This window comes from Paenibacillus sp. GCM10012306 (assembly GCF_042649265.1).
GTDB lineage: Bacteria > Bacillota > Bacilli > Paenibacillales > Paenibacillaceae > Paenibacillus_AQ.
In genome coordinates this window covers 1-24686 of record NZ_JBHRYW010000017.1, presented here as the reverse complement: position 1 = coordinate 24686, position 24686 = coordinate 1, and the positions used below count along the sequence as shown (strand labels likewise).

Sequence of the window (24686 nt, the reverse complement as noted above, 5' to 3'; positions counted from 1 at the left end):
GGGATAATGAGAAATTTGAAAGTGAAACAAAAAATGACACTGCTAATGATCCTGGTCATTGCCATGCAGATTGTTGTAGGTATTCTGGGGATTGTTACCACGGATCGGATGGCAGACCGCTCCAAAGAAACCTATGAAGAGAATCTGATACCGATCTCAATCGTCACCCAAATCCGTGGGAATTCACGGGCGATTGATTCCTATCTTCTGGAGAATATGCTTACAGAAGTAAACGGGAAGAGCAAGGAGCTGTCAGACAGTATCCAAGCTACGATAAAAACGAATAATGAGCTTTTCGCTGAGCTCAAGAGTGTATCTTTTAAGAATGAAGAATTCACAGCTAAAATGAATGAGTATTCTTCCATACTCCCAGACTACCGGACGCAGCGGGAGAATATTCTTCATCTCGGCGACAAAAACCTGAATGCCGAAGCTTACCGTTTATTCAACGGAGCGGAGTTCAGTGAATCCCGGCAGAGGGTTATTTCGGTACTGAATGATATGGTAGATTTGCTGCTCAAAGAAGCCGAAGCTCACAAAACTTCTACAGCAGTAAACGCAAAGAATTTTAAACTGTTGAATGGGATCCTTATTGCAAGTATTATGTTGATCAGCGTTGTACTTAGTATAATTATTACTCGCTTGATCACTGTGCCGCTAAAACAGCTACAGGGGTTAATGAAGCGAGCGGAAGAGGGCGATCTGACAGCGATGGCCGTCTATGATTCCAAAGATGAAATCGGTATTATTAGCCGTTCCTTCAATAGTATGGTGGGCAGCCTGAGGAAGATGATGCAATCCGTTTCGGAGAGTGCAGAGATGCTGTCTGCTTCTTCTGAAGAGATGAGTGCCAGTGCTGCACAGACAGCTCATGCCTCACGGATGATTGCTGAGACTTCAGGTGAGATTGCCATCGGTTTTGATGAGCAGGTTAGCAGCATTAACCGTACCGCCCAATCTGTGCAGTCCATGTCAGCGGATATTTCAGCGGTAGAACGCAGCAGTGATGAGATGGCTTCACTTATGAATGTGGCTGCCGGCTCGACAGACCGCGGCGCGGAAGCAGTAGCTGAAATCATTGACCAGATGGACCAGATTGATACCAGTGTGTCTCAGAGTCAGGAGATCGTTAGCAATCTGGGACGTCTATCCGAGGAAATCAGCACCATTATTACAACGATCAACGCAATTAGTAGCCAGACCAACCTGTTGTCTCTTAATGCTTCTATCGAGGCAGCCAGAGCCGGCGAGCATGGCCGAGGCTTTGCAGTAGTTGCTGGAGAGATCCGTAAGTTGTCGGAAGCAACCGGTAGCAGTTCCCTGAAGATTACGGATATTATTACACACATTCAGCAACAGACGGAGTTAGCAATACAGTCTATGGCGCAAGGGTCCTTGATTGTATCCCACGGTGTAAGCCAGAGTAAGCTGGTCTCCGGGGCTTTTGATGAGATTCAAAGTTCCATTAAAGACGCTGCTTCGCAGACGCAGGAGATTCGAGATTCCATTGGGCATATCTCCAGGGAGTCCCAAGGCGTAACGGAATCTATGGAACAGGTGAATGCCATCTCGCAAAAAGGGGCTGGGGGCATTCAGGAGACAAGCGCAGCCAGCCAGGAACAGTTGTCAGCGATGGAAGAGATGTCGGCCTCAGCCCAGTACCTGGCGACATTAGCAGAGGATCTACAGAAGAGTCTAGCGAGCTTTAAGTTATAAGTCACGAACTGCAAGTGGTACAATATAAGCTCATATAATAGGTGCAAGAGATACTAAAGCCGCGAATCTCCGCTACGGGAGATCGCGGCTTTACGTTTATCTCAGGTCTAGTGCAACACAAAAGGAGTGTCCCAGAAGCCATTTTCATGACTTGTGAGACACTCCTTTTTAACTATCAAACTATACCGCTATTCCTTTTGCAGGAATTAAGCGTACCAGCCCCATACGAAGATGAACAAGGTTCCGAAGATCGTTACCAAGCCGACAAACAAGGCATAGGCGATATTGAGGTACAGTTCTTTCTTGGTGTCTGCCGACTCTCCGATGTGCATGAACAGGAAGAGCTGCAGGGATGCTTGTATAATCGCCGTAACGGCCAGAATTACCAAATTTGCTGCTCTGGACAGATCCAGGTAGATCACAGCCAGCGCTGCGGCAGAAAGGACGAGAGAGGCGATATAACCCAGCACATGGCGGATTGGAAACAGTTGCTTCATCATGTCACATCAGTCCTTTCAGGTAGACGTAGCTGAAGATAAAGATCCAGACAACGTCCAGGAAGTGCCAGTACAGAGAGAAGATAAATGACTTGTTCGCTGTAGCCGGGTTGATGCCGTGACGCTTCAGCTGAATCAGGATAGCCGATCCCCACAGCAACCCGAAGGTTACGTGAGCTCCGTGCGTACCGAGCAATACGAACAGACTGGACAGGAAGGCGCTGGTTTGCAGCGTTGCTCCTTCATGAACATAGGTGAAGAATTCCGTAATTTCAATTGCAAGGAAGCCGAGACCCATCAGCAGGGTAATCCCGAAAAAGACCATCATGGCTTTCTTGTATCCATGCCGCATGGCATGAATGGCAAGACCGATCGTAAATGAGCTTGTCAGGAGCAGGAATGTTTCATACAGCACCGGACCGATCTCAAAAAGCTCACTGCCGTTTGGACCGCTAGCAAAGCGGTTCACAAGTACAAAGTAAACCGTGAACAAAGTAGCGAAGAGGGCGATTTCCGCTCCCAGGAAGACCCAGAAGCCGAAAATCTTGTTACTGTTCTCTTCTGTTGAATATTCAAGCGGCTTGGACGCATCTATTTTCATACAGTCTCACCCCGCAGTTTCTTTTCAGTAGCGATAATTTCCTTCTCAGGGATGTAGAATCCGTGGTCTCTGTCGAAAGACATCGCACAAAGCGTAAGCAGAATCCCAACTCCCGATACAATCGCAGGAACCCACATGCTGAATACCATGAAGAATCCGAAGAAGAAGAAGATTACACCAAGGATGAATGGCTTGCCTGTATTACTAGGCATATGAATCTTCTTGATTTGTTCCTTGAACAAAGGAACGTTCTCTTGCTTGGATACCCAGAATGCATCACGATCTGTTACGGTAGGAACAACTGCAAAGTTGTAGGCTGGGATCGGGCTGTTAGTCGCCCACTCCAGGGTACGAGCATCCCATGGGTCACCATTGGTATCCCGCGGCATGTAGCGTGTACTCCAGTAGATGTTGTAGACCAGAATGACAAATCCGATAGCCATACCAAGTGCTCCTGCAAAGGAGAGCATATTAAGCGGACCAAAGCCCGTCTCTGCTGAGTAAGTGTACATCCGTCGGGTCATACCCATGAGTCCAAGAATGAACAGTGGGAAGAACGCGACGTTAAAGGAAATGATAATCCACCAGAAGGCGTGCTTACCGAGACGTTCGTTGAGACGGAAGCCGAATACTTTCGGGAACCAGTAGTGGAAACCTGCGATAACGGCGAAGACCGCACCTGGAATCAGAACGTAGTGGAAATGCGCCACCAGGAACATGGTGTTATGGTACTGATAGTCGGCGCTGGCCATTGCCAGCATGACGCCTGTAACCCCACCGATCGTAAAGATCGGAATAAACGCCAGGGTGTAGAGCATCGGGGTAGTGAAGGTTATTCGCCCTTTTCGGAGAGTGAATAGCCAGTTGAATATTTTAACCCCTGTCGGTACAGCAATCGCCATCGTAGTGATGGAGAAGAAACTGTTGACCATTACGCCTTGACCCATGGTATAGAAGTGGTGAGCCCATACCAGGAAGGACAGGAGCGAGATAACGACCATACTTGCAACCATGGACGTGTATCCGTACAGGTTCTTTTTGGAGAAGGTTGAGATGATATCACTATAAATACCGAAGGCCGGCAATATAACGATATATACCTCAGGGTGTCCCCATACCCAGAAGAGGTTGGCCCATAGCATATCCATACCGCCGTTGGCCATCGTAAAGAATTGAGAGCCGAACAACCGGTCGAACATCATCAGCGCCAGTGCTACCGTAAGCACCGGGAAGGCGAATACGATGATAACGTTGGTGATCAGAACAGACCAGGTGAACATTGGCATACGCATCAACTTCATGCCTGGGGCACGCATCTTCAGGATAGTCACGATGAAGTTGACCCCTGTTAGCATTGTACCGATACCAGAAATCTGCAGTGCGAGCGAGTAGTAGTTGTTACCTACCGTTGGGCTGAACTCAATGCTAGCGAGTGGGAAGTATGCGGACCAGCCGGCATCCGGTGATCCCCCGATAACAAAGGAGATATTCAGCAGCATCGCTCCAAAGAAGAAGAGCCAGAAGCTGACAGCGTTCAGACGCGGGAATGCCACGTCTCTTGCGCCGATTTGCAGCGGTACGATAACGTTCATCAGACCGATGATAAACGGCATGGCCATGAAGAGAATCATGATCAGTCCGTGTGTGGTAAAGACCTCGTTATAGTGCTGTGCGTCGAGAAATTTCATATCTGGCGCTGCGGTCTGCAGACGCATCATAATCGCGTCGATACCGCCGCGGAATAGCATCAGCAGGGCAGCCAGGATATACATGACCCCGATGCGCTTATGGTCAACTGTAGTCAACCATTCACGCCACAGGTAGCCCCACTTTTTGAAAACGGTTAGTCCAATGATAATCGCTAGCGTGGCCAGCGCAATACTGACCATTGCTCCGTAGATTAGGACCCCACCGTGAACCTTAAACTTTTCCAAATCCATTAGGGATGACTCCTTTCAGGTATTCACACTGGCAATAAAGCCTAGTGGTGTCCTTCGTGTTTACTCTCGGCTTCCGAAGAGGTTGGCACTGGCTGAACCTCCGTATCAGGTTTGCCGTCAAATATGGTCTCACTAGAAGGCGCTGGAGATGGATGAACTTTCTTGTTCTCCTTATGCTCCATATTGCCGTTATCCATATCCATTTCCATGCCGTCATGGCTCATATGATCACCATGATTGCCTGGCGGCGGACTGAAGTCTAAGTGGGTGGAAGAGTAGGTTTTGCGTCCAACAAATTCGGTCTTCAGCAAATCCTTGAATTCATCCTCTTTCAGCGGCTGTGCGGTTTCTTTAACATCTTTTACCCAGCCATCATATTCTTTCTCTGTCATAGCCAGAGCTTCGAATTCCATGTGGGCAAAACCTTTACCGTTAAAGTTCGAGTTCTTTCCGATAAAAGAGCCAGCCGTATCAGCTACTAGATTAAGCTGGGTTAACATGTCGTTCATCGCATATTTCTGTCCCGCAAGCTGTGGAATCCAGAAACTTGAGATCGAAGTGAACGAATACAGGCGGAATTCAACCGGACGGTGTACAGGAATATTCACGTAATTCACCGTTTCGATACCTTCTTCAGGATAGCTGAAATGCCATTTCCAGTTGGAAGAGGAAGCATAGATGACCAGCGGCTTAATATTTTTATAGTCCTTAGGGACATTTTCTACAGCGCTGGTGGATTTTACTGTGATTACAGAGAGGATAGTGACGATGACGATTGGAATGGCGATCCAAACCGCCTCCAGCCATTTGTTGCCCTCTTCATGCGGTGGAACGTACCCCTCGTTGCTCTTCTTTGCGCGGTACTTCACAAGGACAAAGACGTATAAAATGTAGACAACAGCCAGAACACCGAGCATCACCAGTATGGAGAGGATGATCGTGTCTGATAGCGTTCTCGCAGCCGGACCTTTCGGGTTCAATACAGTTAGCGAACTGCAACCCGGCAGGAGGAGAATCAGGCTGAGGAACAAAGCGTATAACGGCCCTTTTTTGTTCATGTTGAACTCCTTCCTTCAATAATTCTTATCATTAGCCGAAATCATTAACCTCTATATATAGTAAGAAGTCCGAGGGTAGATTGCAAAAGACATATTTTATCATTTTTCCTATTTAAGTCCTCAAATATGGCGATATCGTTAAATATTTGTGTTAGATTTGTTACAATGTTTCTAAGGTGTGATATAGATCACTGTAGTGACGCTACTTTAGGGAGATTTTTAATTGTTCGAAATTTGTTCAATAATTCACTAATGTTACTAATTTCGCCACAATTATTTTGCTCCAAATATGCGGTTTTTAACCGCTTTTTTATTGCTGTGACAGGATTCGACGAAAGTTGCGTTATTTTTTATGAAAATATAATGAATCCGATATAGTGTCTAATTGGTAACAATTTTTTATGCGGTTGGTTACAATCTCTCAAATTTCATTCTATGTATCTATGGTACAGTAATAGAAAATATACATAGATAGGGAGATCCTGCCGGTGTCTACTAAAAAGTTGTTGCTATTATTTATTGCATTTTTCGTAAGTTTGGGATGGGTTCGTGAAGGTGAGGCCGCTGGCATGCAATCCCTGAAGCTAGGGGTTAATGATAAACTGACCGGAATCGAGGCTGTATCAGTAAAAGATTCTTATTATGTTCCGCTGCGCGATTTGGCGCAGGAATTGGGCTGGACGCTGAACGGACTATCAGATGGAATCAGTGTGGTTGCCAGTGGCTCTTCGCTCAAGCTGCTGAATAACCATACTACAGCTACTCTGAACAATGGAAGCAAGGTCGCAATGGATACCTTCGAGCGTGCTGGTAAGCTCATGGTTCCAGTACGGATTTCAGCACTGCTAGGTTATACTATTTCCTATGTGCCGGAGCAATATTTACTGAGAGTACAGAACAGTACAGCCAAACTGAGTGATACGGCATTTATTAATCAGTATAAGAAGGAACTGCAGCCGAAGACAGGGACTGGTGCACAGACCCCAACAGCTACACCTGACCATTCAGGAAAGCCGGGAACAACAGTATATATGACCTTTGACGATGGACCATCGGCTACCACTACTCAGTTGCTTGATATCCTGGCCAAATATAAGGTAAAGGCCACATTCTTCATGCTGGGTCCCAAAATGAACACCTATCCTGCACAGGTTAAGCGTACTGCGAAGGAAAGCCATGGCCTTGGTCTGCATGGAATGACGCACGTAAAGGAGAAGTTCTACGCTTCCCCGGCAGCTGCTCTTGGTGAGATGAACAATGACAATGCTATCCTGAAGAAAATCACTGGAACGGGTACTTCACTGATTCGTCCGCCTTACGGCAGCAAGCCTTATTTCACCAATGCGTTTAGAGACAAAGTGCTGACTCAAGGCTATCACCTCTGGGATTGGAACGTAGACTCCGACGACTGGAAGTACAAGGAGAATAGCGCCAAAATCTACAACACCGTTATGAGCCAGGTTCATAATTTGAAGAAATCACAGAGCAACCCGATCATTCTGATGCATGACCAGAAGGCTACACTGAAGGTGCTGCCACAGATTCTGGAGACGCTGAAGAAGGAAGGGTACTCCTTTGAGATTATTACCAAAGATATGCAGCCGCATAACTTCTGGAAGGATTATCGTTAAACAATAGTTCAGAATAAATAGGATGTTCCTGGCCATTTACAGGCTGGGAGCATCCTTTTTGTTTTAATGACCACATTTAATCGTATAAATACTTTGCAATCATATTGACCAGCTCAGATTTCAGGCGTTCCGAGGCAATGCTTTGGCTGGAATAGACGATGGCATCTACAACCGTGCTCACTGATTCGAAGACCACTATAGCAGCAGCCTCTACATCCTCGACATTGACCTCTTCCTTGTCCAACTGCAGATATCCGAGTGTAATCTGACGGCCCACTTCGTATTGCTCACCCATTAATCGGTTGATTTCATAGTCACTAAGTTGCATGATGGACAGTTCTTTATGAAATCCATTATAGACCTGGTGCGATAAAATAAGGCTGTCAACAAGGTGGTTGATGACTGCCCTTTTGTCCGAGAAATCAAAGTTAATCTCTGCGAGGGAAGCATCGACACGGCTCAGCAGTGCTTCGTTGTAATGCTTTAGAACGTCTATAAACACAGCCTTCTTATCTGTGAAATAAGAGTAGAAGCTTCCTGTAGAAACGCCTGCAGCGGCGGCTATTTGCTTGGTATTGGTTTGATGGTACCCCTTATTTGAAAACAGCTCCATAGCTGCTGTAACAATGGCTTGTTTGGTTTTGATGCTCCGGCCCTGTTGGGGCGTTCTTGTTTTATCGTCTGTGTCCTTCATAGCTTAAATTCCCTCCTGTTATAACGATTGTAGTAGAGGGGAATTAGAGTGTCAACGAAAGTTGAACTTTGGTTCAATTTTCGATTGACAAACGTGAACTATAGTTCATATAATCTTAAATGTGAACTATAGTTCAGTTATTCGGAGGGATGAGGACGATGAGTATACGAACAAAAAGGATTTTTTCTTTTACAGCAATCGTATTGGGATTTTTTATGGCCCTGCTGGACACGACGATTATTAACGTTGCTTTGCCAGAGATGACGAAGCATTTCGGAGGGAATGTCTCGCAAATTTCCTGGGTAATGAATGGCTACAACCTGGCTTTTGCCGCGCTTATCCTCACTGCTTCGCGCCTGGCGGATCAATTTGGCCGCAGAAAGTTATTTTTGCTCGGAATAGCTGTGTTTACCATAGCCTCGCTTCTAGCAGGCTTTTCCTCTTCGCTGGAAATGCTGGTTGCGATGAGAGTTATTCAGGGACTGGCCGGAGCCATTATTGTGCCGGTGACGATTCCGCTGACGACGACAACTTTTCCCAAGGAGATGCATGGTCTGATTATCGGGATTTGGGGGGCGGTAGGCGGTCTGGCGGCGGCGAGCGGCCCGGCCCTTGGTGGTATTCTTACGGAGAAATTGAATTGGGAATGGATATTCTGGGTGAATGTGCCGTTAGGCATTCTTAGTATTATTCTTGTTCTTCTCTTCATCAAGGAATCCAGAGATAGCTCGGCTGGACGCACGCTTGATTTTGCGGGAATGGCAGGGATTTCGGTAGGTATGTTTTTAATTACGTACGCGTTAATTAAAGTCCAGGATTATGGCTGGCAGTCGGGTGCATTCTATGGCCTTTTAACCTCAGGTATTTTGGTGCTGTTCTTCTTCTTTGTCACACAATGGAAGGGGAAGGAACCGATGATGCCACTGTCGCTGTTTAGAATACGTGCCTTTAATGGAGCGGCATTGACATTGTTGATCGTAGGGGCGGGGCTTATGAATCTCTCCCTGCTGACCTCCTTTTTCCTGACTCGTATTATGGGCATGACAGAGTTGAAGGCGGGTCTGGTCTTGTCTGTAATTGCTCTGGGGTCGATCTTGAGTTCAGGGGGGTCCGGACCGCTCTCAAGTAAATATGGAAGCCGTTGGTTCTCTGTTGCAGGCGTAACCGTGATGGCCGGGGCTACGTATGCTTTGAGCGGTCTTCATGGGGATGCTTCACTGTCGCAAGTGCTAATTACGCTTGGGATTGCCGGGCTGGGAATGGGGCTAGTTATGGCTCCGGTCATGTCCTCCGCCATCCGCAATGTCCCCGAAGAGAAGGTGGGGATCTCTTCAGGGATAACGAATATGACGAAAGCCCTTGGGAGTGTCCTGGGGGTAGCCATCATCGTGACGGTGTTGCAACAAAATTTCAATGATAGGATCGGGACGGCTGCTGAGCATGCTGCGCAATCTATTCGTGAGGATGCTATATTACAGCCCTTTGTGAAGCAAAAACTTGGGGAAGAGTTAGGCACTATGGTTAAAGCAGGTAAAATTTCCGCCTCAGATGGAGCAGCGGGTGGAGCAATGACACAAAGGCTTAGCAAAGATCTGGAGCAGGCAGTCTTAGCCTTGCCTGAGGAAGAACGTTCCGCTTTCAAGACTGACCAGCAGCGACAGCTAACCGAAATTCAAGTCCTGCTGCAGCAGGCGGGCGGAGGGCTGCGCGAAGCGTCGGTAGAGGCTTTCAGCCGCACTTATGCTTTTGCGAGCATTCTGCTGCTTCCCGGCATTGCCTTTGCTATGTTCAGTGATCAACGTAGAAAGCGCAGCGTGCTGAATGAGGAGCCTCTTGGAAGTGAGATTTGAGAGAATCGGAAAGGTCTATATAACTGCAGACTCAAAGGCTCTTGGCAAAAAATCTTAGTCTGCTGTACATTACAAAGGCAGTGTCTGCCTTATGTCGCTTATATACGAACACCGCCTTATGCCGTATACAATGAAATGAACTGAGGGTTTACCAGGGCCTTATCGAAAGCTTGAGCTGAGAACAGACTGAACCGGGGGGAATCTCCAGAAACAGACTGGACTGGCAAGTTAACCTCTTCAACGTTTGAAATAACGACATTTTTGCACCTTATATTCATCGTTTTAGAGTGAACAAGGAAATTAAGTGCATTATTGCACCTTATTTTCCTGATTTACCCGCGAAAGTTGGTATGCCAAGAGAATTAACATACAAAAATGCCCTTAATTTACTTATTCCTATATTTTCAGTTGAATTAAGGTGCAAAAATGCGCTTATTTTCGTATTCGTCAGGCGGGAATGATATAACTTCAATGTGACCGAAAGTCCACGCATCCACCGTAGTGACGACAGAGCCTTAAGTTTCAATCGTCAATTCTGATCGCAAGTTCGGATCTTCTGTACCGATCGTAAGTTTCAATCGTCAGCTCAGATCTCCCGTTCCGATCGCAAGGGCCAATCGTAAGTTCCGGTCTTAAGTCGCTTTATATACAAGCAGTGCAGCCTTCCTCAACGGATTGCGGCACTGCTTTTTCTTTTTTGACACAGATCACTGACTCAACTCTATCGACGACATTCATAGGCTATGTTATCATGATACTCTAATAACGTATTAACGAATTAAAGCAAAAGATGCTTTCATTTACTAGGGGGAGAACAAAGATGAAGAGAATGGGATTATGGATGATAACAGCGATGGCGGCAATTGTGCTTTTGGCGGGTTGCTCCTCATCGAATGGCAAAGCTGATAGCGGCAAGCTGGTGATCGGGATTGATGACAAATTCGCACCGATGGGCTTCCGGGACGATAAGAATGAGATTGTTGGTTTTGATATTGATTACGCAAGAGCGGCTGCTGAAAAAATGGGCAAGGAAGTCACTTTCCAGCCTATCGATTGGTCGGCCAAGGAATCAGAGCTGAACAGCGGACGCATTGATATGATCTGGAACGGCTATACCATCACGGATGAGCGCAAGGAGAAGGTATTATTCACTAAGCCTTATTTGGAGAACAGTCAGGTTGTTGTAGTCTTGGCCTCTTCGCCACTTACTAAGCTGGAGGATCTGGCAGGTAAGGAAATCGGACTGCAAAGTCTGTCCTCCGCAGCGGATGCCTTGGATGCTAATCCGATTAAGGATAAAGTTGCTGGTATTTCTGAATTCCCGGACAATGTGCTAGCCCTCACAGATCTCAAAACCTCGCGTCTGGCCGGTGTAGTCATTGACGAGGTTGTGGCTAGATATTATATGTCCAAAGAGCCTGGCACCTTCAAGCTGCTGGATGAATCTCTGGCGCCGGAGCAATACGGGGTTGGTATCAAGAAAGGCAATGAAGCGCTGTTGGAGGAGCTGCAAAAGGCGCTTGATACGATGAACAGTGATGGAACAGCAGCAGAGATTTCCACCAAGTGGTTTGGAGAGAACAAGGTGCTAAAATAAGCAGGGAGCGGGTACAATGAGTCTCGATTATATAATTAAAATCGCCGGACCTATGCTGGAGGGCGCGCGAACAACGATTCTGCTCTTTCTAATTGTTATTGTGCTGTCCATCCCGTTGGGACTTGTAGTGATGCTGATGGCCAAAAGCACGATGAAGCCGCTGGCCTGGATTGCTCACAGCTATATTTATGTCATGCGCGGAACACCGCTGCTGCTACAATTACTCTTCTTCTGCTTCGGTCTGCCGCAGATCCCGGTCATCGGCGAGTATCTGGTTATGGATCGGTTTACGGCTGCCTGCCTGGGTTTTATCCTTAATTATGGTGCTTACTTTGCTGAGATATTCCGCGGAGGCTTGCTGTCCATCGACAAGGGGCAGCATGAAGCGGCCAAAGTGCTGGGGCTTAGCAAATGGCAGACGCTGCGTAAGGTCATTCTGGCGCAGATGTTCCGGGTCGCGCTGCCTGCGGTGGCGAATGAGTCCATTTTATTGGTCAAAGATACGGCGCTGTTGTATGCCGTAGCGGTCCCGGAGCTGTTGAACTACGCTAAGACGGCGGTGAATCGTGATTTTACGGTGACTCCGTTTGTGGTGGCAGGCGTGATTTATCTGCTAATGACGTTGGTATTAACGCTGTTCTTCAAGGCGCTGGAGAAGCGTTTCAAATTCGAGTAAAGGGAATGTCCATTTATGAGCAGTATGATCGAAGTAAAAGAACTGCAAAAATCATTTGGCAAGCTTGAGGTGCTGAAAAGGGTGACGTTCGCCGTAGATCCGGGAGAGACGGTGGCAGTGATCGGCCCGTCCGGCTCCGGGAAGAGCACCATGCTGCGCAGTTTGGTGCATCTGGAGGAGGTTACCGGCGGGAGCATCATCATTCAGGGGCAGGCGCTGGTGGACAACGGCAGCTACGCCGGGCATGCCCAGATCAAGGGAATTACGGCCAAGATGGGCATGGTGTTCCAGCACTTTAACCTGTTCCCGCATCTGACAGTGCGGGGGAACCTGGAGCTGGCTCCTCGGACGCTGAAGCGGGAGGGTAGTTCGGAGATCGCAGCGAGAAGCAAGGATCTGCTAGCCAAGGTAGGCCTTGCCGACAAGGCCGACGTCTATCCTTCGATGCTGTCTGGCGGACAGAAGCAGCGGGTGGCGATTGCCAGGGCGCTGATGCTGAACCCGGACATCCTGCTTTTTGATGAGCCGACCTCGGCACTGGACCCGGAGCTGACAGGAGAGGTACTGCGGGTCATTCGCCAACTGGCCGAAGAGAAGATGACGATGATCATCGTTACCCATGAGATGAACTTTGCCCGTGATGTGGCGGACCGAATTATCTTTATGGACAAGGGAGAGATTGCCGAGTCCGGGACCCCGGAGCAGATTTTTGGTAATCCGAAGCTAGAGCGGACCCGTTCTTTCCTCAAGCTCTAGTCTGGATAAGTTTGCGCTACTCATTACTTCACAATAGAAATTAAATAGAATAGCGAGCGATGGGAAAAAGTGCATAGATTTCTGTGCGCTTTTTTCATTGACAGCTGTTAGGGTGGTAACAATAATTATAGTACAGTTCATACAAGCAGGGGGACAGCGAAATGATAGAGATACGGGGAGTCAAAAAGTCCTTTCGTGGTGAAGCCGCCGTTGATGGCATTTCGCTGACTATACATAAAGGGAAGATTTACGGGCTGCTAGGCTCCAACGGCGCAGGTAAAACCACGCTGCTGAAGATTCTGGCCGGCATCATGCAACCGGAGTCCGGAACCGTCAAGCTGGACGGTGAACCGATCTTTGAGCGGCCGGAGGTCAAGCAGCGGATTATATTTATGCCGGATAGTCCTGCCTTCTTTCCGCAGGCAACGATCAAGAGCATGGCCGATTTTTATCGCTCAGTGTATCCACGCTGGAATCAGGCATATTTCGAGCAGCTCCGTGATGTGTTCCGGCTGGATATGAACCGCAAGCTAAGCCGCTTCTCCAAGGGAATGCAGCGGCAGGCCGCATTCTGGCTGAGTCTCAGCTGTATGCCAGATGTGCTAGTGATGGATGAGCCGCATGATGGACTGGACCCTGTGATGCGGCGCCAAATCAAGAATCTACTCTTTCAAGAAGTGGCCGAGCGGCAACTGACAGTCCTGATATCCTCGCATAATCTGCATGAGATCGAAGATTTATGCGGCCCTGTTGGCATTATGCACGGCGGGAAAATGCGGGTAGAGATGGATCTTAATGATCTCAAGGCGGATACTCACAAGGTACAGGTCGCGTTCCGTGACGAACGCCATGAGCGGGCAATATCGGCCAAGCTGCAGGTACTGCACCGTGAAGTCAGAGGTAGCGTCAGCCTGCTCATTGTCCGAGGTGACCGCGAGCGGATCAAGGCAGCCTTCGGAATTTATCAGCCTTATGTATTTGATCTTCTGCCGCTGACACTGGAGGAAATCTTTATCTATGAAATGGGGGATGCCGGGTATGATACGCGCCCGCTACTTCTTTAACCTTGCGCTGATCCGCCAGAACTTCCGGCAATACGGGTGGATCGGCATCATTTATACACTTGGCTTGATCTTTACAGTACCGCTGCAAATGTTCATGACTGGCAACCCCAGCCTGTTCAATCAAAAGGTAACCAGTCTGTTTCAGCTTGGTGCCGGGATGCAAGGGCTGCTGATTGTCTGCATTCCCTTGTCTGCGGGACTTATGCTGTTCCGGTATCTTCAAGTCAAAGCACCGGCTGATCTGCTGCACAGCTTGCCACTGCGCAGAGAGCATCTGCTGACCTCCCATTTGGGAAGTGGGATAGTACTGGTGCTTGTACCGGTTTGGCTCTGTGCAGCCATTACGGCAATTACTCGGCCGTGGACCGGGGATCTTTATGATTTTACGGGCAAGGATATCTGGACATGGGCTATTACAGTTAGTGTGCTTTCCATTTTCCTGTTTTGTTTCAGTGTCTTTGTAGGGATTTGTACAGGACAAACTGTAATCCAGGGAATCGCAAGCTTTGTATTGCTCATCCTGCCTTACATGCTAATGCAGCTGATCTCTTATTACTTCTCATTGTATCTGTATGGATATCCTTACGCGATTTATACGAACAGCATCCGCAGTGATCTCTGGTCTCCCCTTGTGCATCTGTTCTCAGTAAGCAATCAGGCGTTCGAATTCAGTGAATTATGTATATATGTGGGGCTGACTGTTGTTGTCGTTGTCCTGAGTTATTTGTTGTACCGGAGGCGTCACGTGGAGATGGCCGGACAGGCGATTGCTTTTACTTACTTCAACCCGTTCTTCAAAGCCGGGGTGATGCTGTGCTGCATGCTGATTGCTGGAAACTATTTTTCAATGAACATGAGTGGCAAACTGGTCTGGACCTTTGGGGGCTATGCGATTGGAGCAGTAGTTGGCTATATCGCATCCGAGATGGTTATCCGCAAATCGTGGCATATCATGAGTCGTAAAATTCCGCTCGACTTTGCGGTCTATACGCTGCTGTTGAGTCTGCTGCTCTACATCCCTGTCTCCGGATGGACGGGATATGAGGCCAGAGTACCGGATGAAGAGCAAATATCCCAGGTATACGCTGGCAGTCTGTATAATCTATACACACAGAAGCAGAACTCTACGAATCCCTATGAGGCATACAATCCGTTCAATAAAGTCGATCCGTTCTCGGGCGACAAGGACTATATCAGGGCCGTTCAAAAGCTCCACAGTACGCTCTCAGTGATCCGTCCTACAGCGCCCACCGGGGACTCCTTCTATAAGGATTCCAGGGTGCGCAGCATGAGCATTGTATACCGACTGAAGAGCGGACACACATTAACCAGAGAATATCAGGTGCCTATTGTTGGCTTCGAGCCGGAGCTGAGAGCAATTATGGAGACGGAAGGCTACAAGAAGACGGAGTATGTCCTGTCCCAGCTTGAGCATGATGTGAAGACCATGAATATCAGCACAAGGGAGGGCGTAGTCGTCCTTACCCATTCTGCGGAGATCAACGAATTCAAGGCGTTGTTGCGCCAAGAAATTCTGGGTATGTCGTATGCTGATCAGATCGGGGATGATGTTCCGCTCGCGAGTGTCGATATTCCGATTACGATGGAAGACAGGAACGTAGTTTCCTTTTACAGCTATAGCATACTGCCCTCCTATCACAAGCTGCTGAATTGGCTGGCGAACAAAGGATATTCCGATAAAATCATGATAACGGCCAAGAATATTGACTCTGTAGAGATTGCCGCCTTTGAACCGAAAATCGTATCGGGTGACCGTTCGTACTATTACGACCCTGAGCAGTACTTGGCGATTGCCCGTAAGGAAAACCGCTCGGTGGTAACGCAGGACAAGGACGAGATTGCAGATGTTCTGAAATGCCAGAAGACGTATATGATCCGCAAGGGCACTTATCTGGTGAAAAAGAATTATGAAGATGGTTCGCCGGAATATGTCCTGATGGAAGCGGACGATTTGTCGCCTGAATTAAGAAAGCTGCTTCGCTAGAATCATAACTTGTACGGGTTAAGGAGGAATGCTGGATGAATGAAGTTGCTGACCATCTGGATGATGGACTGCAGATTGTATTTATCGGTTTTAACCCGAGTCTGCGGTCGGGAGAGGTGGGCCATCACTATGCCAATCCACGCAACAATTTCTGGCGGATTCTGCATCAGTCGGGACTGACACCGCGATTGTATGATGCCTCCGAGGACGGGGAGCTGTTGAAGCTGGGGTATGGTTTTACGAATATTGTTGCCCGTCCCACGCGTGGAGCCGAGGATATTGCCCGTGAGGAATACGTTACAGGACGCGAGCTACTGCGGGCCAAGCTGGAGAAGTACAGGCCGAAGGTTGCCTGCTTTGTGGGTAAAGGCGTCTACACGGAGTTCACCCGGAGAAGCAAAGCGGATTGGGGCTTCCAGGATGCTGTGGAGCCTGTAGTCGATGGGGTGCGGGAATTCGTGGCCCCGTCCTCCAGCGGTCTGGTGCGGATGCCGATGCATGAGATCATTGGCATCTACCGGAAGTTGTTCGAGTTCACAGAAGAGAACGAAGCTTGAACGTTAAAAGAGTAGCCCAGTAATGTAAAAAAGCAGCCCATCTCCGAAATTGGAGATGGGCTGCTTTGTCTTGGATCGGGTCTTCTTCCCCGGGTACCGGGGAGTGCAACTGCTGCCTTAAGTCTGGATCAGCAGTAGAATGATGGATGATAGCGACAGGCAGATGCTGATCAGGCACAGCACTGCAACAACCTGCTTCTGGTTCAGACCTGCTCTGAGGAGGCGATAGTGAACCTGAGTGGCGTCTGCCTCATAAATGGCCTTGCCCTGGATGAAACGGCGAATGACAACAAAAATGTTGTCGAAGATGGGTACGCCCATCGCCAGGATCGGTATAAAGATTGATAGAACAGTGGCCTGCTTGAAGGCACCGTCCAGTGCAATCACGGCCAGAATGAAGCCGAGGAAGGTGGCCCCGGCATCGCCCATAAAGATTTTGGCAGGCGGCTTGTTATAGCGCAGATAAGCCAGTGTTACGCCCACCAGTGCAATGGCCATGATGGCGGAAGACGATTGTCCTTTGGCTAGAGCCACTACGAACAGGGTAATGGCCGAGATGGTCGTCAGCGCGCCAGCCAGTCCATCCATCCCGTCTGAGAAGTTAATTACGGTCGTGACGCCAAAGATCCAGAGGATCGTCAGCAGGAACTGCAGAATCACCGGCAGCACAATATAATCGCCGGAGAATGGATTGTAAAAGCCGGTAAAGGCATTACCGGAGAGGTAGACCAGAATCGCTGCGGTGACCTGCACCAACATCTTGGGAAGTGCAGGGAAATCCTTGCCTTTGGTCTTGTACCAGTCGTCTATTGTTCCTATGGTCAGTAGCAGAACGCCTCCTGCGAACAAGGCGACGGTCTCCATGTTGAATTCACGGGCAAATGCTAAGTACGTAATAAAGAATCCAAGGAAAATAGCGTAGCTGGCAGTAAGTGGAATGGGCTCCCTATGTATTTTGCGTTCAACATCCTTCCTCGGCTTGTCCACAAAATCAAGCCTGAAAGCCAGCCTGCCCAGCGGAGGAATCAAAAAATAGACGATGAGAAACGACACCAGAAACGAAAAAACGTATAAAATAACGCTCACCACCGTTGATTATTTTGAAAACACCCATCTTTTCGAAGTATACCGTAAAAAGGGACAAGTTGTCGATTATATGCTTCATTTGACATCATTTGTTACCTTCGAATGTTGTCCAGGACCCTCGTCATTGACTTGCCCGGAACCCTATAGTACCTTTGGAAAAAGACATTTCGGGAGGACTATATGAACTACGAGGTTATTTTATTCGACGCGGATGATACGCTATACGACTACGGAATGGCAGAAAGCCATGCACTGAGTCATACCTTCACCCACTTTGGTCTGCCGACCGGAGCGCAGGATTATGCGGCCAGTTACCAGGAGATCAATCATGCATTGTGGAAGGATCTGGAGCGGGGAGAAATCAGCGCTGCAGCGCTGCGGGTAGAGCGATTCAATCGGCTGTTCACTGCTCATAGCCTGGATCTTGACCCGGAGGCGTTCAGTGAAGCGTACTTGCGTTATCTAGGGGAGGGTACCTTTCTGATTCAGGGAGCGGTGGAACTGTGCGAGGCACTTAGAGGTTGCCGTCTGGCGATTATTACGAACGGTTATAAAGAGGTACAGACGTCCAGAATTCAGGGGTCGCCGCTAAACGACGTTTTTGAGGAGATCATTATCTCCGAAGAGGCTGGATGTCAGAAGCCGGAGACAGGTATTTTCGATTACGCTTTTGCCAAGCTTGGTATTACTGATAAGGCGTCCGTACTGATCGTTGGAGATTCGCTGACCTCCGATATCCAGGGCGGCATTAATTACGGTATCGATACCTGCTGGTTCAACCCGCTGGGCAAGCCGAATACTTTAGGTATCACGCCCAAGTTCGAAATCAAGGATCTATCAGAGCTGCTGGCGATTGTTGGGCATAGCGGGTCACCTGCCATCCTCTAGCGGACGGTGTGTGGCTTGAGACACGGAAGACAAGGGGGAGAATCGACATGCATACGAAAGAAAGTTTGATGAAGCAGCTGCAGGAGCTGGGAATCGACCCGCGGGGAACTGTTCTGGTGCATTCATCCTTAAAAAGCATCGGGCAGGTTGAGGGCGGTGCCGATACCGTCCTGGATGCCTTGAGTGAATATATGTCGGATGGGCTGCTAGTATTGCCCACCCATACCTGGGCTTACATCAACGCTGACAATCCGCATTTCTCTGTTGCAGATTCGCCGTCCTGCGTCGGTGTGCTGCCGGAATTGTTCCGGAAGCGTCCCGGCGTAGTCCGCTCCTGGCATCCGACCCACTCCGTTGCAGCGCTGGGGACGGACTCAGCTGAATTCACCGCTGGAGACGAGCGGTGGGATACACCTTGCGCTCGCGGCTCTGCCTGGGGCAAGCTGCTGGACCGTGAGGCGGATATCATGCTGCTAGGCGTAGACCTGCGGCGCAACACATTCATTCACGGTATCGAGGAATGGCTGGATATCCCGGGCCGGATGACTGACGATCACGAGGACCTAGTCACTGTAACGCCCGGCGGTGAGAAAATCGCCGTACCTTCCCGCAGACACTGCGGCCTATCTTGGTCGGAGCATTTCTGGAAGGTGGAGGGGGTGCTCGAGGACGGAGGGGCCCTGCGCAGGGGCAGCTTCGGCGATGCTGCGGTAATGGTGTGCGGGACTGTAGAGACCACTGAACTGCTCAGCCACATGCTGCGTGACCAACCTGACCTCTTCTCGGACAACGAGCCGCTGAACGGGGAGGACAAGCCCGTGCCGCTGCCCAAGACCAAACGTACACAACCGGTGTACCGCTAGATCCCGCGAAAAAACATCGCTCGTCCGTTTTCGATCAGGGAAACCAACTGGCTAGGCCCTATCATTGTATGGTATATTAATCTCACAAAAACCAAAGTAAGGAGATTGGAAATGGAAAAAACATTGATCTTTGGACACAAAAATCCGGACACGGATACAATCTGTTCGGCAATTGCCTATGCCGCACTGAAGAAAGAACTGGGCTGGGATGCCGAGCCGGTTCGTCTTGGAGAGGTTAATGGCGAAACCCAATATGCGCTGGACCATTTCGGAGTACAGGCTCCTCGTCTGGTAGAGAATGTTGCTACCGAAGCCAAACAGGTTATTCTGGTTGACCACAACGAGCGCCAACAAAGCGCCAACGATATCGATCAAGTGCGCGTTGTCGAAGTTATCGACCACCACCGGATCGCCAACTTTGAGACTGCACATCCGCTCTACTATCGTGCAGAGCCAGTGGGTTGTACCGCGACCATCCTCAACAAGCTTTACAAAGAAAACGGTGTTGCCATTCCTAAGGAAATTGCTGGCCTGATGCTGTCTGCCATTATTTCTGATTCCCTGTTGTTCAAATCTCCTACTTGCACGGCTGAAGATGTAGCTGCAGCCCGCGAGCTGGCTGAAATCGCCGGTGTGGATGCAGAAAGCTATGGCCTGGACATGCTGAAAGCTGGCGCAGATCTTAGCGACAAGAGCATTGCCCAACTGATCTCCCTGGATGCCAAGGAATTCAAGATGGGTGAATACAAAGTCGAAATCGCACAGGTGAACGCGGTCGACACCAATGATGTCCTTTCCCGTCAAGCTGAGCTGGAAGCTGCACTGACCGCTATTATCGATGAAAAGGGACTCGATCTGTTCCTGTTCGTAGTTACAGATATCTTGAATAACGATTCCATTGGGCTGGCCCTGGGCCGCGTAGCCGGTGCTGTAGAGCAAGCTTATAATGTAAAGCTGGATGACAATAAAGCTGTTCTGAAGGGCGTTGTTTCCCGCAAATCGCAAATCGTACCTGTGCTGACAGAGGCGATTGCCAAGCTGTAGGAAGCGGTAGCTGTACAAGAACAATGTGCGTGTATATAGAGGCTCTGCCATATCCTTTTTGGGTAATGGCAGAGCTTTTATTTTGCCAAAATAGTGATTGAAGCCTATACTTAGAGCATAAATAGGGATCACATCAGAAAGAGGGCAATCATGACAAAGACGAGAAATACAGGATCTCTGCAGTACAAGTCATTCGGACTGGCGCTTCAGGCCATGGTTATTCTCGCCCGCAAAGCTACGACCTGCTCCAGTTGTGAAATGGCAGAGCTATTAGATTCAGAGGCTACCGCGTTAAGACGTATTTTAGCGAGTCTAGTCCGTGACCAATTGCTTGTGACAAGGGAAGGACGGGACGGCGGTTATATACTGAACAAGGCTCCGGAAGATATTACGCTGGCAGAGATTTACCGGGCACTGGAAGTAGGCGAATCACGCAACAAAGCTGTGAGCGAAACTATATGTGACTCTAAATTTGGCAACCGAATGAAGGAGGCATGCGATGATATTCTGGATGAAATGGACCAGAGTGTAGTCGCGGTGTTGGAGCAACATACACTTGCAGATTTGGCAGCCAAAACCGATTGTTGACAAAGGCGTTTTTCCTGAATTATACTGTGCATATAAAATTACAGTTAAATCTGATGACATAGATTCAGGCGCAGCAGGGGAAGCATACCGGGATAAATTTTTTTGTGATAAACTGTGCATTTAATAACACAGAAATAGGATAAGAAGAGGAGGAGCTACTATGACAACAGAATTAAAGGTAGGGCAAGAATTTAAGAAGGTGATATCCGAGCGGCGCTCCGTGCGGAAATACGACCCATCCTGGAAAATTTCCAGGGAGGAGATCGAGGAGATTTTGAATGATGCTATACTGGCCCCTTCATCCTCCAATCTTCAGCCATGGCGCTTCATCGTGATTAATGATCAATCGGTGCAAGAAAAATTGCTGCCGATTGCCTTTAATCAACAGCAGACTGTGGATGCATCGGCTATAATCGCTGTTCTGGGCGATACCGAAGCTTACCGCAATGTGCATACAATCTATGATAAGGCGCAGGCTGAGGGATTCATCACACCAGAGATCAAGGAAACGATGGTTAACAACACCTGGAATAATTATTCCAGCTTCAGCCCGGAACGACGCAGTAATATCGCCCTCGTAGATGGCGGTTTGATCTCCATGCAGCTCATGCTGGCAGCAAAGGCTAAGGGCTATGACACTGTTCCTATGGGTGGATATGATGCCAACGCTTTCCGTGAGCTGTTCCAGATTCCGGAGCGTTATGTTCCCGTAATGCTGATTGCGCTAGGTAAAGCCGCTGCTGAAGGACGGCCAACGACAAGATTGCCGCTCGAGCAAGTGACATTCTGGAATGAATTCCAAGGGGAGAAATAATTCTGCCTGTGCAAGTATAAATAAGGCCGACCGGTGAAAGCCGGCCGGCTTTTTTGAGTTTTTAAATTTGCCGGACCTTCTGCTACAATATTCGTAGAATAGAAGGGCAGCAGAACTAAGGAGGCGATCATATGATTCAGGTCTATACCGCGGATTCAACCCATCGTTTTGACCACGGCTGGGTGAAAGGTAGTCATGTTTTTTCGTTTGGAGAATTCTATGATCCTGACAATACAGCATTTGGCCCCATGCGGGTCTGTAATGATGATACCATTGCTCCCGGCAAGGGCTTCGGGGCCCATCCGCATAGCGATATGGAGATTGTCTCGATTGTCCTGTCCGGCAGGCTTCGGCATGAGGATAATCTCGGCAATGTTGCTGAAAGCCGCTTCGGAGGCGTTCAGCGAATGTCGGCTGGCACCGGTGTGATCCATACCGAGCATAATCCCTCAGAGGATGAACCGGTACGGCTGCTGCAGCTATGGTTCATGCCGCGAACCCGTGGTACGGCGCCTTCCTATGCCAGCGGTGTCTTTGACCTTGCGAAGCTGGAGGGAAAATTGCTGCCGATCGTTGCACCGGGTGGATCAGAGGAGATCATGGCGATCGGTCAAGATATGACCATTTATCTTGGTCGGCTGCATCAGGGACAGGAACTGACATTTTCCCAAGAAGAGGGAAGACGAATTTTTATATATCTGGTAGAGGGTGAGCTTGGGGTCGGAGCGGACGTTGTCCTGCATCCTGGGGACTCGGCACGTATCACTGAAACGGCGTTGCTTGAATTGAAGGCGGGTAGTAACGTCTTGGTTATGCTCGTGGATCTGCCCTGAACGGGGAAGTGAACGGATATCCTTAAAGATGGAATTCAAAGGAGGGATAGATATGACACAGCAGCAGGAAAGAGTGCTCGTGAAGCATTCGGTAACAGGCCGCATGTTGCTCAGCAGTACAGAGGGGCTGACCTATACGTTTGATCAAAAAGGGGCATTAACGGTAATCACCATCTACGGTGTACCTGCGGACAAGGGACAAGCGGTAGTAGAACTGAAGGCTGAGCTGAACGTGTTCCGCTTTGAGGAGCCGACTGGCGGACCTGTAGTCAAGCACTGGTATTATGTAGGTGACAATCCTGTAGTGTACGATGAAGCATCCCAATCCCTGAGTTTGTCGGTGCAGTCAGAGATTGAATACCGACCAGACCACTATTGGGTGTGACCGACGTGTGGTATCACATTGACAATTTTCTCCGCTTATACTAGCTTTGTAGGGTAGCTTGGAACAACCAGATCAAGAGACAGGAGATTTGAAGAACATGGAATGGTTTGCAGCAATGGAGCGGGATGACTATGAGGAATTGTTGTTCTGTCAGGATAAGGCCTCAGGCCTGAAAGCGATAATTGCGATTCATGACACCACCCTGGGTCCAGCACTAGGCGGTACACGGATGTGGACGTATGCTTCCGAAGAGGAAGCCGTTGTGGACGCCCTTCGTCTTGCTAAAGGGATGACCTACAAGAATGCTGTATCCGGCCTGAATCTGGGCGGGGGTAAGACTGTAATCATCGGCGATCCGAAAAAGGATAAAAGTGAAGCTATGTTCCGCGCCTTCGGACGATACATACAAGGATTGAACGGCCGTTATATCACGGCTGAGGATGTAGGCACAACAGAAGAGGATATGAACATCATCTACCAGGAGACGGATTATGTCACCGGTACGTCGCCAACCTTCGGTTCCTCGGGCAACCCTTCGCCTGCTACGGCATTTGGCGTTTATCAGGGAATGAAGGCAGCAGCCAAGGCTGCATTCGGCACGGATTCTTTGGAGGGCAAGACAATTGCCGTTCAAGGTGTTGGTAATGTCGCTTTCAATCTGTGCAAGCATCTGCATGAGGAAGGCGCACAGTTGATCGTAACGGATATCAACAAGGAGGCAGTCAGCCGTGCTGTTGAAGCTTATGGGGCGAAGGCGGTTGATCCTGGTGAAATTATCGGTGTAGCGTGTGATATTTATGCACCGTGCGCACTGGGGGCGACTCTTAATGACGATACCCTGCCGCTGATTAAGGCCAGCGTTATTGCAGGAGCGGCCAATAATCAGTTGAAGGAAGCACGGCATGGTGAGGCGCTGCATGAGATGGGCATTGTGTATGCACCGGATTATGTGATCAATGCTGGCGGTGTCATTAACATTGCCGACGAACTGAACGGCTATAACCGGGATCGCGCCTATCAACAGGTTGCAAAGATCTACGACAACATCACCAAAGTACTGGAGATTTCGCGGAACCATGGAATTCCGACATACGCCGCAGCCGACCGGCTTGCAGAGGAGCGGATAGCCTCTCTCAAAAATACCCGCAGCACATTCCTGCAGAACGGGCATCACACCCTCAGCAGAAGAAATCTGTCGGTAAGATAATCATAGCCTAGTAGATAATCGAATTACCGTTTTAAAAATAGAGGGGGTCTCCAAAGCCATGAAATGGCTGACTGGGACTCCCTTTTTTGACTCTGTGCTGGCCCACCTCCCCAACTAACAGCATTTTTGTACCTTATATTTTTAAAACATAGTTAAATTAGGGGAATAAGAGCATTATTGTATCTTATTTTCGAAAGAATACCCTGGAAGGCCCTATTTTGGAATATTTAAGGTACAATATGGACCTCTGTCAAGAAAGTGGACAGTCACGCAACGGATTTTTTAGTAAATTGCTGTGCAAAGCGAGCGGGAGAGAGATACCCTAGCGCACCGTGC

The 24686-nt window shown here is 48.8% G+C and carries 23 protein-coding genes; 17 read left to right on the top strand and 6 right to left on the bottom strand.

Annotation, left to right across the window (positions count from 1 at the left end):
* Nucleotides 1-6: 6 nt before the first annotated feature.
* Nucleotides 7-1716: a methyl-accepting chemotaxis protein gene (locus ACFORK_RS26265; protein ID WP_379204726.1), complete on the top strand. Its 1710-nt coding sequence runs from the start codon at nt 7-9 to the stop codon at nt 1714-1716.
* Between the two features lie 206 nt (nt 1717-1922).
* On the opposite strand, the gene qoxD is transcribed toward ACFORK_RS26265, so the two are convergent.
* The 4 genes from qoxD to qoxA are packed head-to-tail and all read right to left on the bottom strand — an operon-like array spanning nt 1923 to nt 5812.
* Nucleotides 1923-2216, bottom strand: coding sequence for a cytochrome aa3 quinol oxidase subunit IV (gene qoxD, locus ACFORK_RS26260; RefSeq protein ID WP_175373854.1), 294 nt, complete (start codon nt 2214-2216; stop codon nt 1923-1925).
* A 1-nt stretch (nt 2217) separates the two neighbouring features.
* Nucleotides 2218-2814, bottom strand: a complete 597-nt coding sequence (gene qoxC, locus ACFORK_RS26255; protein WP_379204723.1) for a cytochrome aa3 quinol oxidase subunit III — start codon at nt 2812-2814, stop codon at nt 2218-2220.
* Nucleotides 2811-4754, bottom strand: coding sequence for a cytochrome aa3 quinol oxidase subunit I (qoxB, locus tag ACFORK_RS26250; RefSeq protein ID WP_379204721.1), 1944 nt, complete (start codon nt 4752-4754; stop codon nt 2811-2813). Before qoxB ends, qoxC begins: the two co-directional genes overlap by 4 nt.
* Nucleotides 4755-4795: 41 nt before the next feature.
* Nucleotides 4796-5812: a cytochrome aa3 quinol oxidase subunit II gene (gene qoxA, locus ACFORK_RS26245; RefSeq protein ID WP_379204719.1), complete on the bottom strand. Its 1017-nt coding sequence runs from the start codon at nt 5810-5812 to the stop codon at nt 4796-4798.
* Nucleotides 5813-6300: 488 nt separating this feature from the next.
* On the opposite strand from qoxA, the gene ACFORK_RS26240 reads away from it, so the two are divergent.
* Entirely contained in the window at nt 6301-7443 is a 1143-nt protein-coding gene (locus tag ACFORK_RS26240) for a polysaccharide deacetylase family protein (protein WP_379204717.1), read from the top strand.
* Between the two features lie 76 nt (nt 7444-7519).
* Here ACFORK_RS26240 and ACFORK_RS26235 read toward each other — a convergent pair whose 3' ends face one another.
* Complete coding sequence (locus ACFORK_RS26235; protein ID WP_379204715.1) at nt 7520-8137, bottom strand: TetR/AcrR family transcriptional regulator; 618 nt, start codon at nt 8135-8137, stop codon at nt 7520-7522.
* 158 nt (nt 8138-8295) lie between these two features.
* On the opposite strand from ACFORK_RS26235, the gene ACFORK_RS26230 reads away from it, so the two are divergent.
* From ACFORK_RS26230 to ACFORK_RS26200, 7 genes are all read left to right on the top strand, one after another.
* The gene (locus tag ACFORK_RS26230) at nt 8296-9987 is read left to right on the top strand and encodes an MFS transporter (RefSeq protein ID WP_379204713.1); all 1692 of its coding nucleotides are present in this window, start codon (nt 8296-8298) and stop codon (nt 9985-9987) included.
* A gap of 820 nt (nt 9988-10807) precedes the next feature.
* Nucleotides 10808-11584: an amino acid ABC transporter substrate-binding protein gene (locus tag ACFORK_RS26225; protein ID WP_379204711.1), complete on the top strand. Its 777-nt coding sequence runs from the start codon at nt 10808-10810 to the stop codon at nt 11582-11584.
* Nucleotides 11585-11600: 16 nt separating this feature from the next.
* The gene (locus ACFORK_RS26220) at nt 11601-12260 is read left to right on the top strand and encodes an amino acid ABC transporter permease (protein ID WP_379204709.1); all 660 of its coding nucleotides are present in this window, start codon (nt 11601-11603) and stop codon (nt 12258-12260) included.
* A gap of 15 nt (nt 12261-12275) precedes the next feature.
* Nucleotides 12276-13016 (top strand): amino acid ABC transporter ATP-binding protein, encoded by a 741-nt coding sequence (locus ACFORK_RS26215; RefSeq protein WP_379204707.1) that lies wholly within the window; start codon nt 12276-12278, stop codon nt 13014-13016.
* A gap of 161 nt (nt 13017-13177) precedes the next feature.
* Nucleotides 13178-14080 (top strand): ABC transporter ATP-binding protein, encoded by a 903-nt coding sequence (locus tag ACFORK_RS26210; RefSeq protein ID WP_379204705.1) that lies wholly within the window; start codon nt 13178-13180, stop codon nt 14078-14080.
* Nucleotides 14034-16085: a DUF6449 domain-containing protein gene (locus ACFORK_RS26205; RefSeq protein ID WP_379204703.1), complete on the top strand. Its 2052-nt coding sequence runs from the start codon at nt 14034-14036 to the stop codon at nt 16083-16085. Before ACFORK_RS26210 ends, ACFORK_RS26205 begins: the two co-directional genes overlap by 47 nt.
* A 35-nt stretch (nt 16086-16120) precedes the next feature.
* On the top strand, nt 16121-16642 hold the full coding sequence (locus ACFORK_RS26200) for a mismatch-specific DNA-glycosylase (protein WP_379204700.1): 522 nt from the start codon (nt 16121-16123) through the stop codon (nt 16640-16642).
* 117 nt (nt 16643-16759) lie between these two features.
* Here the strand turns inward: ACFORK_RS26200 and ACFORK_RS26195 are convergent, their stop codons facing one another.
* A complete protein-coding gene (locus tag ACFORK_RS26195; protein WP_379204698.1) occupies nt 16760-17728 on the bottom strand; it encodes an MraY family glycosyltransferase in 969 nt (322 codons plus the stop codon).
* Between the two features lie 180 nt (nt 17729-17908).
* On the opposite strand from ACFORK_RS26195, the gene ACFORK_RS26190 reads away from it, so the two are divergent.
* The 8 genes from ACFORK_RS26190 to ACFORK_RS26155 all read left to right on the top strand — a co-directional run bounded on the left by ACFORK_RS26190 (nt 17909) and on the right by ACFORK_RS26155 (nt 24350).
* A complete protein-coding gene (locus ACFORK_RS26190) occupies nt 17909-18616 on the top strand; it encodes a YjjG family noncanonical pyrimidine nucleotidase (RefSeq protein ID WP_379204695.1) in 708 nt (235 codons plus the stop codon).
* Nucleotides 18617-18663: 47 nt separating this feature from the next.
* On the top strand, nt 18664-19479 hold the full coding sequence (locus tag ACFORK_RS26185) for an AAC(3) family N-acetyltransferase (RefSeq protein WP_379204693.1): 816 nt from the start codon (nt 18664-18666) through the stop codon (nt 19477-19479).
* A gap of 111 nt (nt 19480-19590) precedes the next feature.
* On the top strand, nt 19591-20523 hold the full coding sequence (locus ACFORK_RS26180) for a manganese-dependent inorganic pyrophosphatase (RefSeq protein ID WP_379204691.1): 933 nt from the start codon (nt 19591-19593) through the stop codon (nt 20521-20523).
* Nucleotides 20524-20673: 150 nt separating this feature from the next.
* The gene (locus ACFORK_RS26175) at nt 20674-21111 is read left to right on the top strand and encodes an RrF2 family transcriptional regulator (RefSeq protein WP_175373867.1); all 438 of its coding nucleotides are present in this window, start codon (nt 20674-20676) and stop codon (nt 21109-21111) included.
* A 160-nt stretch (nt 21112-21271) separates the two neighbouring features.
* Nucleotides 21272-21925 (top strand): nitroreductase family protein, encoded by a 654-nt coding sequence (locus tag ACFORK_RS26170; protein ID WP_379204688.1) that lies wholly within the window; start codon nt 21272-21274, stop codon nt 21923-21925.
* Nucleotides 21926-22056: 131 nt separating this feature from the next.
* On the top strand, nt 22057-22758 hold the full coding sequence (locus tag ACFORK_RS26165; protein WP_379204686.1) for a pirin family protein: 702 nt from the start codon (nt 22057-22059) through the stop codon (nt 22756-22758).
* Nucleotides 22759-22810: 52 nt separating this feature from the next.
* On the top strand, nt 22811-23143 hold the full coding sequence (locus ACFORK_RS26160) for a hypothetical protein (RefSeq protein WP_379204683.1): 333 nt from the start codon (nt 22811-22813) through the stop codon (nt 23141-23143).
* Between the two features lie 97 nt (nt 23144-23240).
* The gene (locus tag ACFORK_RS26155; RefSeq protein WP_379204681.1) at nt 23241-24350 is read left to right on the top strand and encodes a Glu/Leu/Phe/Val family dehydrogenase; all 1110 of its coding nucleotides are present in this window, start codon (nt 23241-23243) and stop codon (nt 24348-24350) included.
* The last annotated feature ends 336 nt before the right edge of the window (nt 24351-24686 follow it).

Bases quoted from the DNA above. Each gene is read 5' to 3' on its own strand.
- qoxB (WP_379204721.1), bottom strand. From the start codon at position 4,754: ATGGATTTGGAAAAGTTTAAGGTTCACGGTGGGGTCCTAATCTACGGA.
- ACFORK_RS26180 (WP_379204691.1), top strand. From the start codon at position 19,591: ATGGAAAAAACATTGATCTTTGGACACAAAAATCCGGACACGGATACA.
- ACFORK_RS26190 (WP_379204695.1), top strand. From the start codon at position 17,909: ATGAACTACGAGGTTATTTTATTCGACGCGGATGATACGCTATACGAC.
- ACFORK_RS26175 (WP_175373867.1), top strand. From the start codon at position 20,674: ATGACAAAGACGAGAAATACAGGATCTCTGCAGTACAAGTCATTCGGA.
- ACFORK_RS26170 (WP_379204688.1), top strand. From the start codon at position 21,272: ATGACAACAGAATTAAAGGTAGGGCAAGAATTTAAGAAGGTGATATCC.
- qoxD (WP_175373854.1), bottom strand. From the start codon at position 2,216: ATGATGAAGCAACTGTTTCCAATCCGCCATGTGCTGGGTTATATCGCC.
- ACFORK_RS26185 (WP_379204693.1), top strand. From the start codon at position 18,664: ATGCATACGAAAGAAAGTTTGATGAAGCAGCTGCAGGAGCTGGGAATC.
- ACFORK_RS26230 (WP_379204713.1), top strand. From the start codon at position 8,296: ATGAGTATACGAACAAAAAGGATTTTTTCTTTTACAGCAATCGTATTG.
- ACFORK_RS26235 (WP_379204715.1), bottom strand. From the start codon at position 8,137: ATGAAGGACACAGACGATAAAACAAGAACGCCCCAACAGGGCCGGAGC.
- qoxA (WP_379204719.1), bottom strand. From the start codon at position 5,812: ATGAACAAAAAAGGGCCGTTATACGCTTTGTTCCTCAGCCTGATTCTC.
- ACFORK_RS26155 (WP_379204681.1), top strand. From the start codon at position 23,241: ATGGAATGGTTTGCAGCAATGGAGCGGGATGACTATGAGGAATTGTTG.
- ACFORK_RS26200 (WP_379204700.1), top strand. From the start codon at position 16,121: ATGAATGAAGTTGCTGACCATCTGGATGATGGACTGCAGATTGTATTT.
- ACFORK_RS26265 (WP_379204726.1), top strand. From the start codon at position 7: ATGAGAAATTTGAAAGTGAAACAAAAAATGACACTGCTAATGATCCTG.
- ACFORK_RS26220 (WP_379204709.1), top strand. From the start codon at position 11,601: ATGAGTCTCGATTATATAATTAAAATCGCCGGACCTATGCTGGAGGGC.
- ACFORK_RS26165 (WP_379204686.1), top strand. From the start codon at position 22,057: ATGATTCAGGTCTATACCGCGGATTCAACCCATCGTTTTGACCACGGC.
- ACFORK_RS26225 (WP_379204711.1), top strand. From the start codon at position 10,808: ATGAAGAGAATGGGATTATGGATGATAACAGCGATGGCGGCAATTGTG.
- ACFORK_RS26205 (WP_379204703.1), top strand. From the start codon at position 14,034: ATGAAATGGGGGATGCCGGGTATGATACGCGCCCGCTACTTCTTTAAC.
- ACFORK_RS26160 (WP_379204683.1), top strand. From the start codon at position 22,811: ATGACACAGCAGCAGGAAAGAGTGCTCGTGAAGCATTCGGTAACAGGC.
- ACFORK_RS26215 (WP_379204707.1), top strand. From the start codon at position 12,276: ATGAGCAGTATGATCGAAGTAAAAGAACTGCAAAAATCATTTGGCAAG.
- ACFORK_RS26210 (WP_379204705.1), top strand. From the start codon at position 13,178: ATGATAGAGATACGGGGAGTCAAAAAGTCCTTTCGTGGTGAAGCCGCC.
- qoxC (WP_379204723.1), bottom strand. From the start codon at position 2,814: ATGAAAATAGATGCGTCCAAGCCGCTTGAATATTCAACAGAAGAGAAC.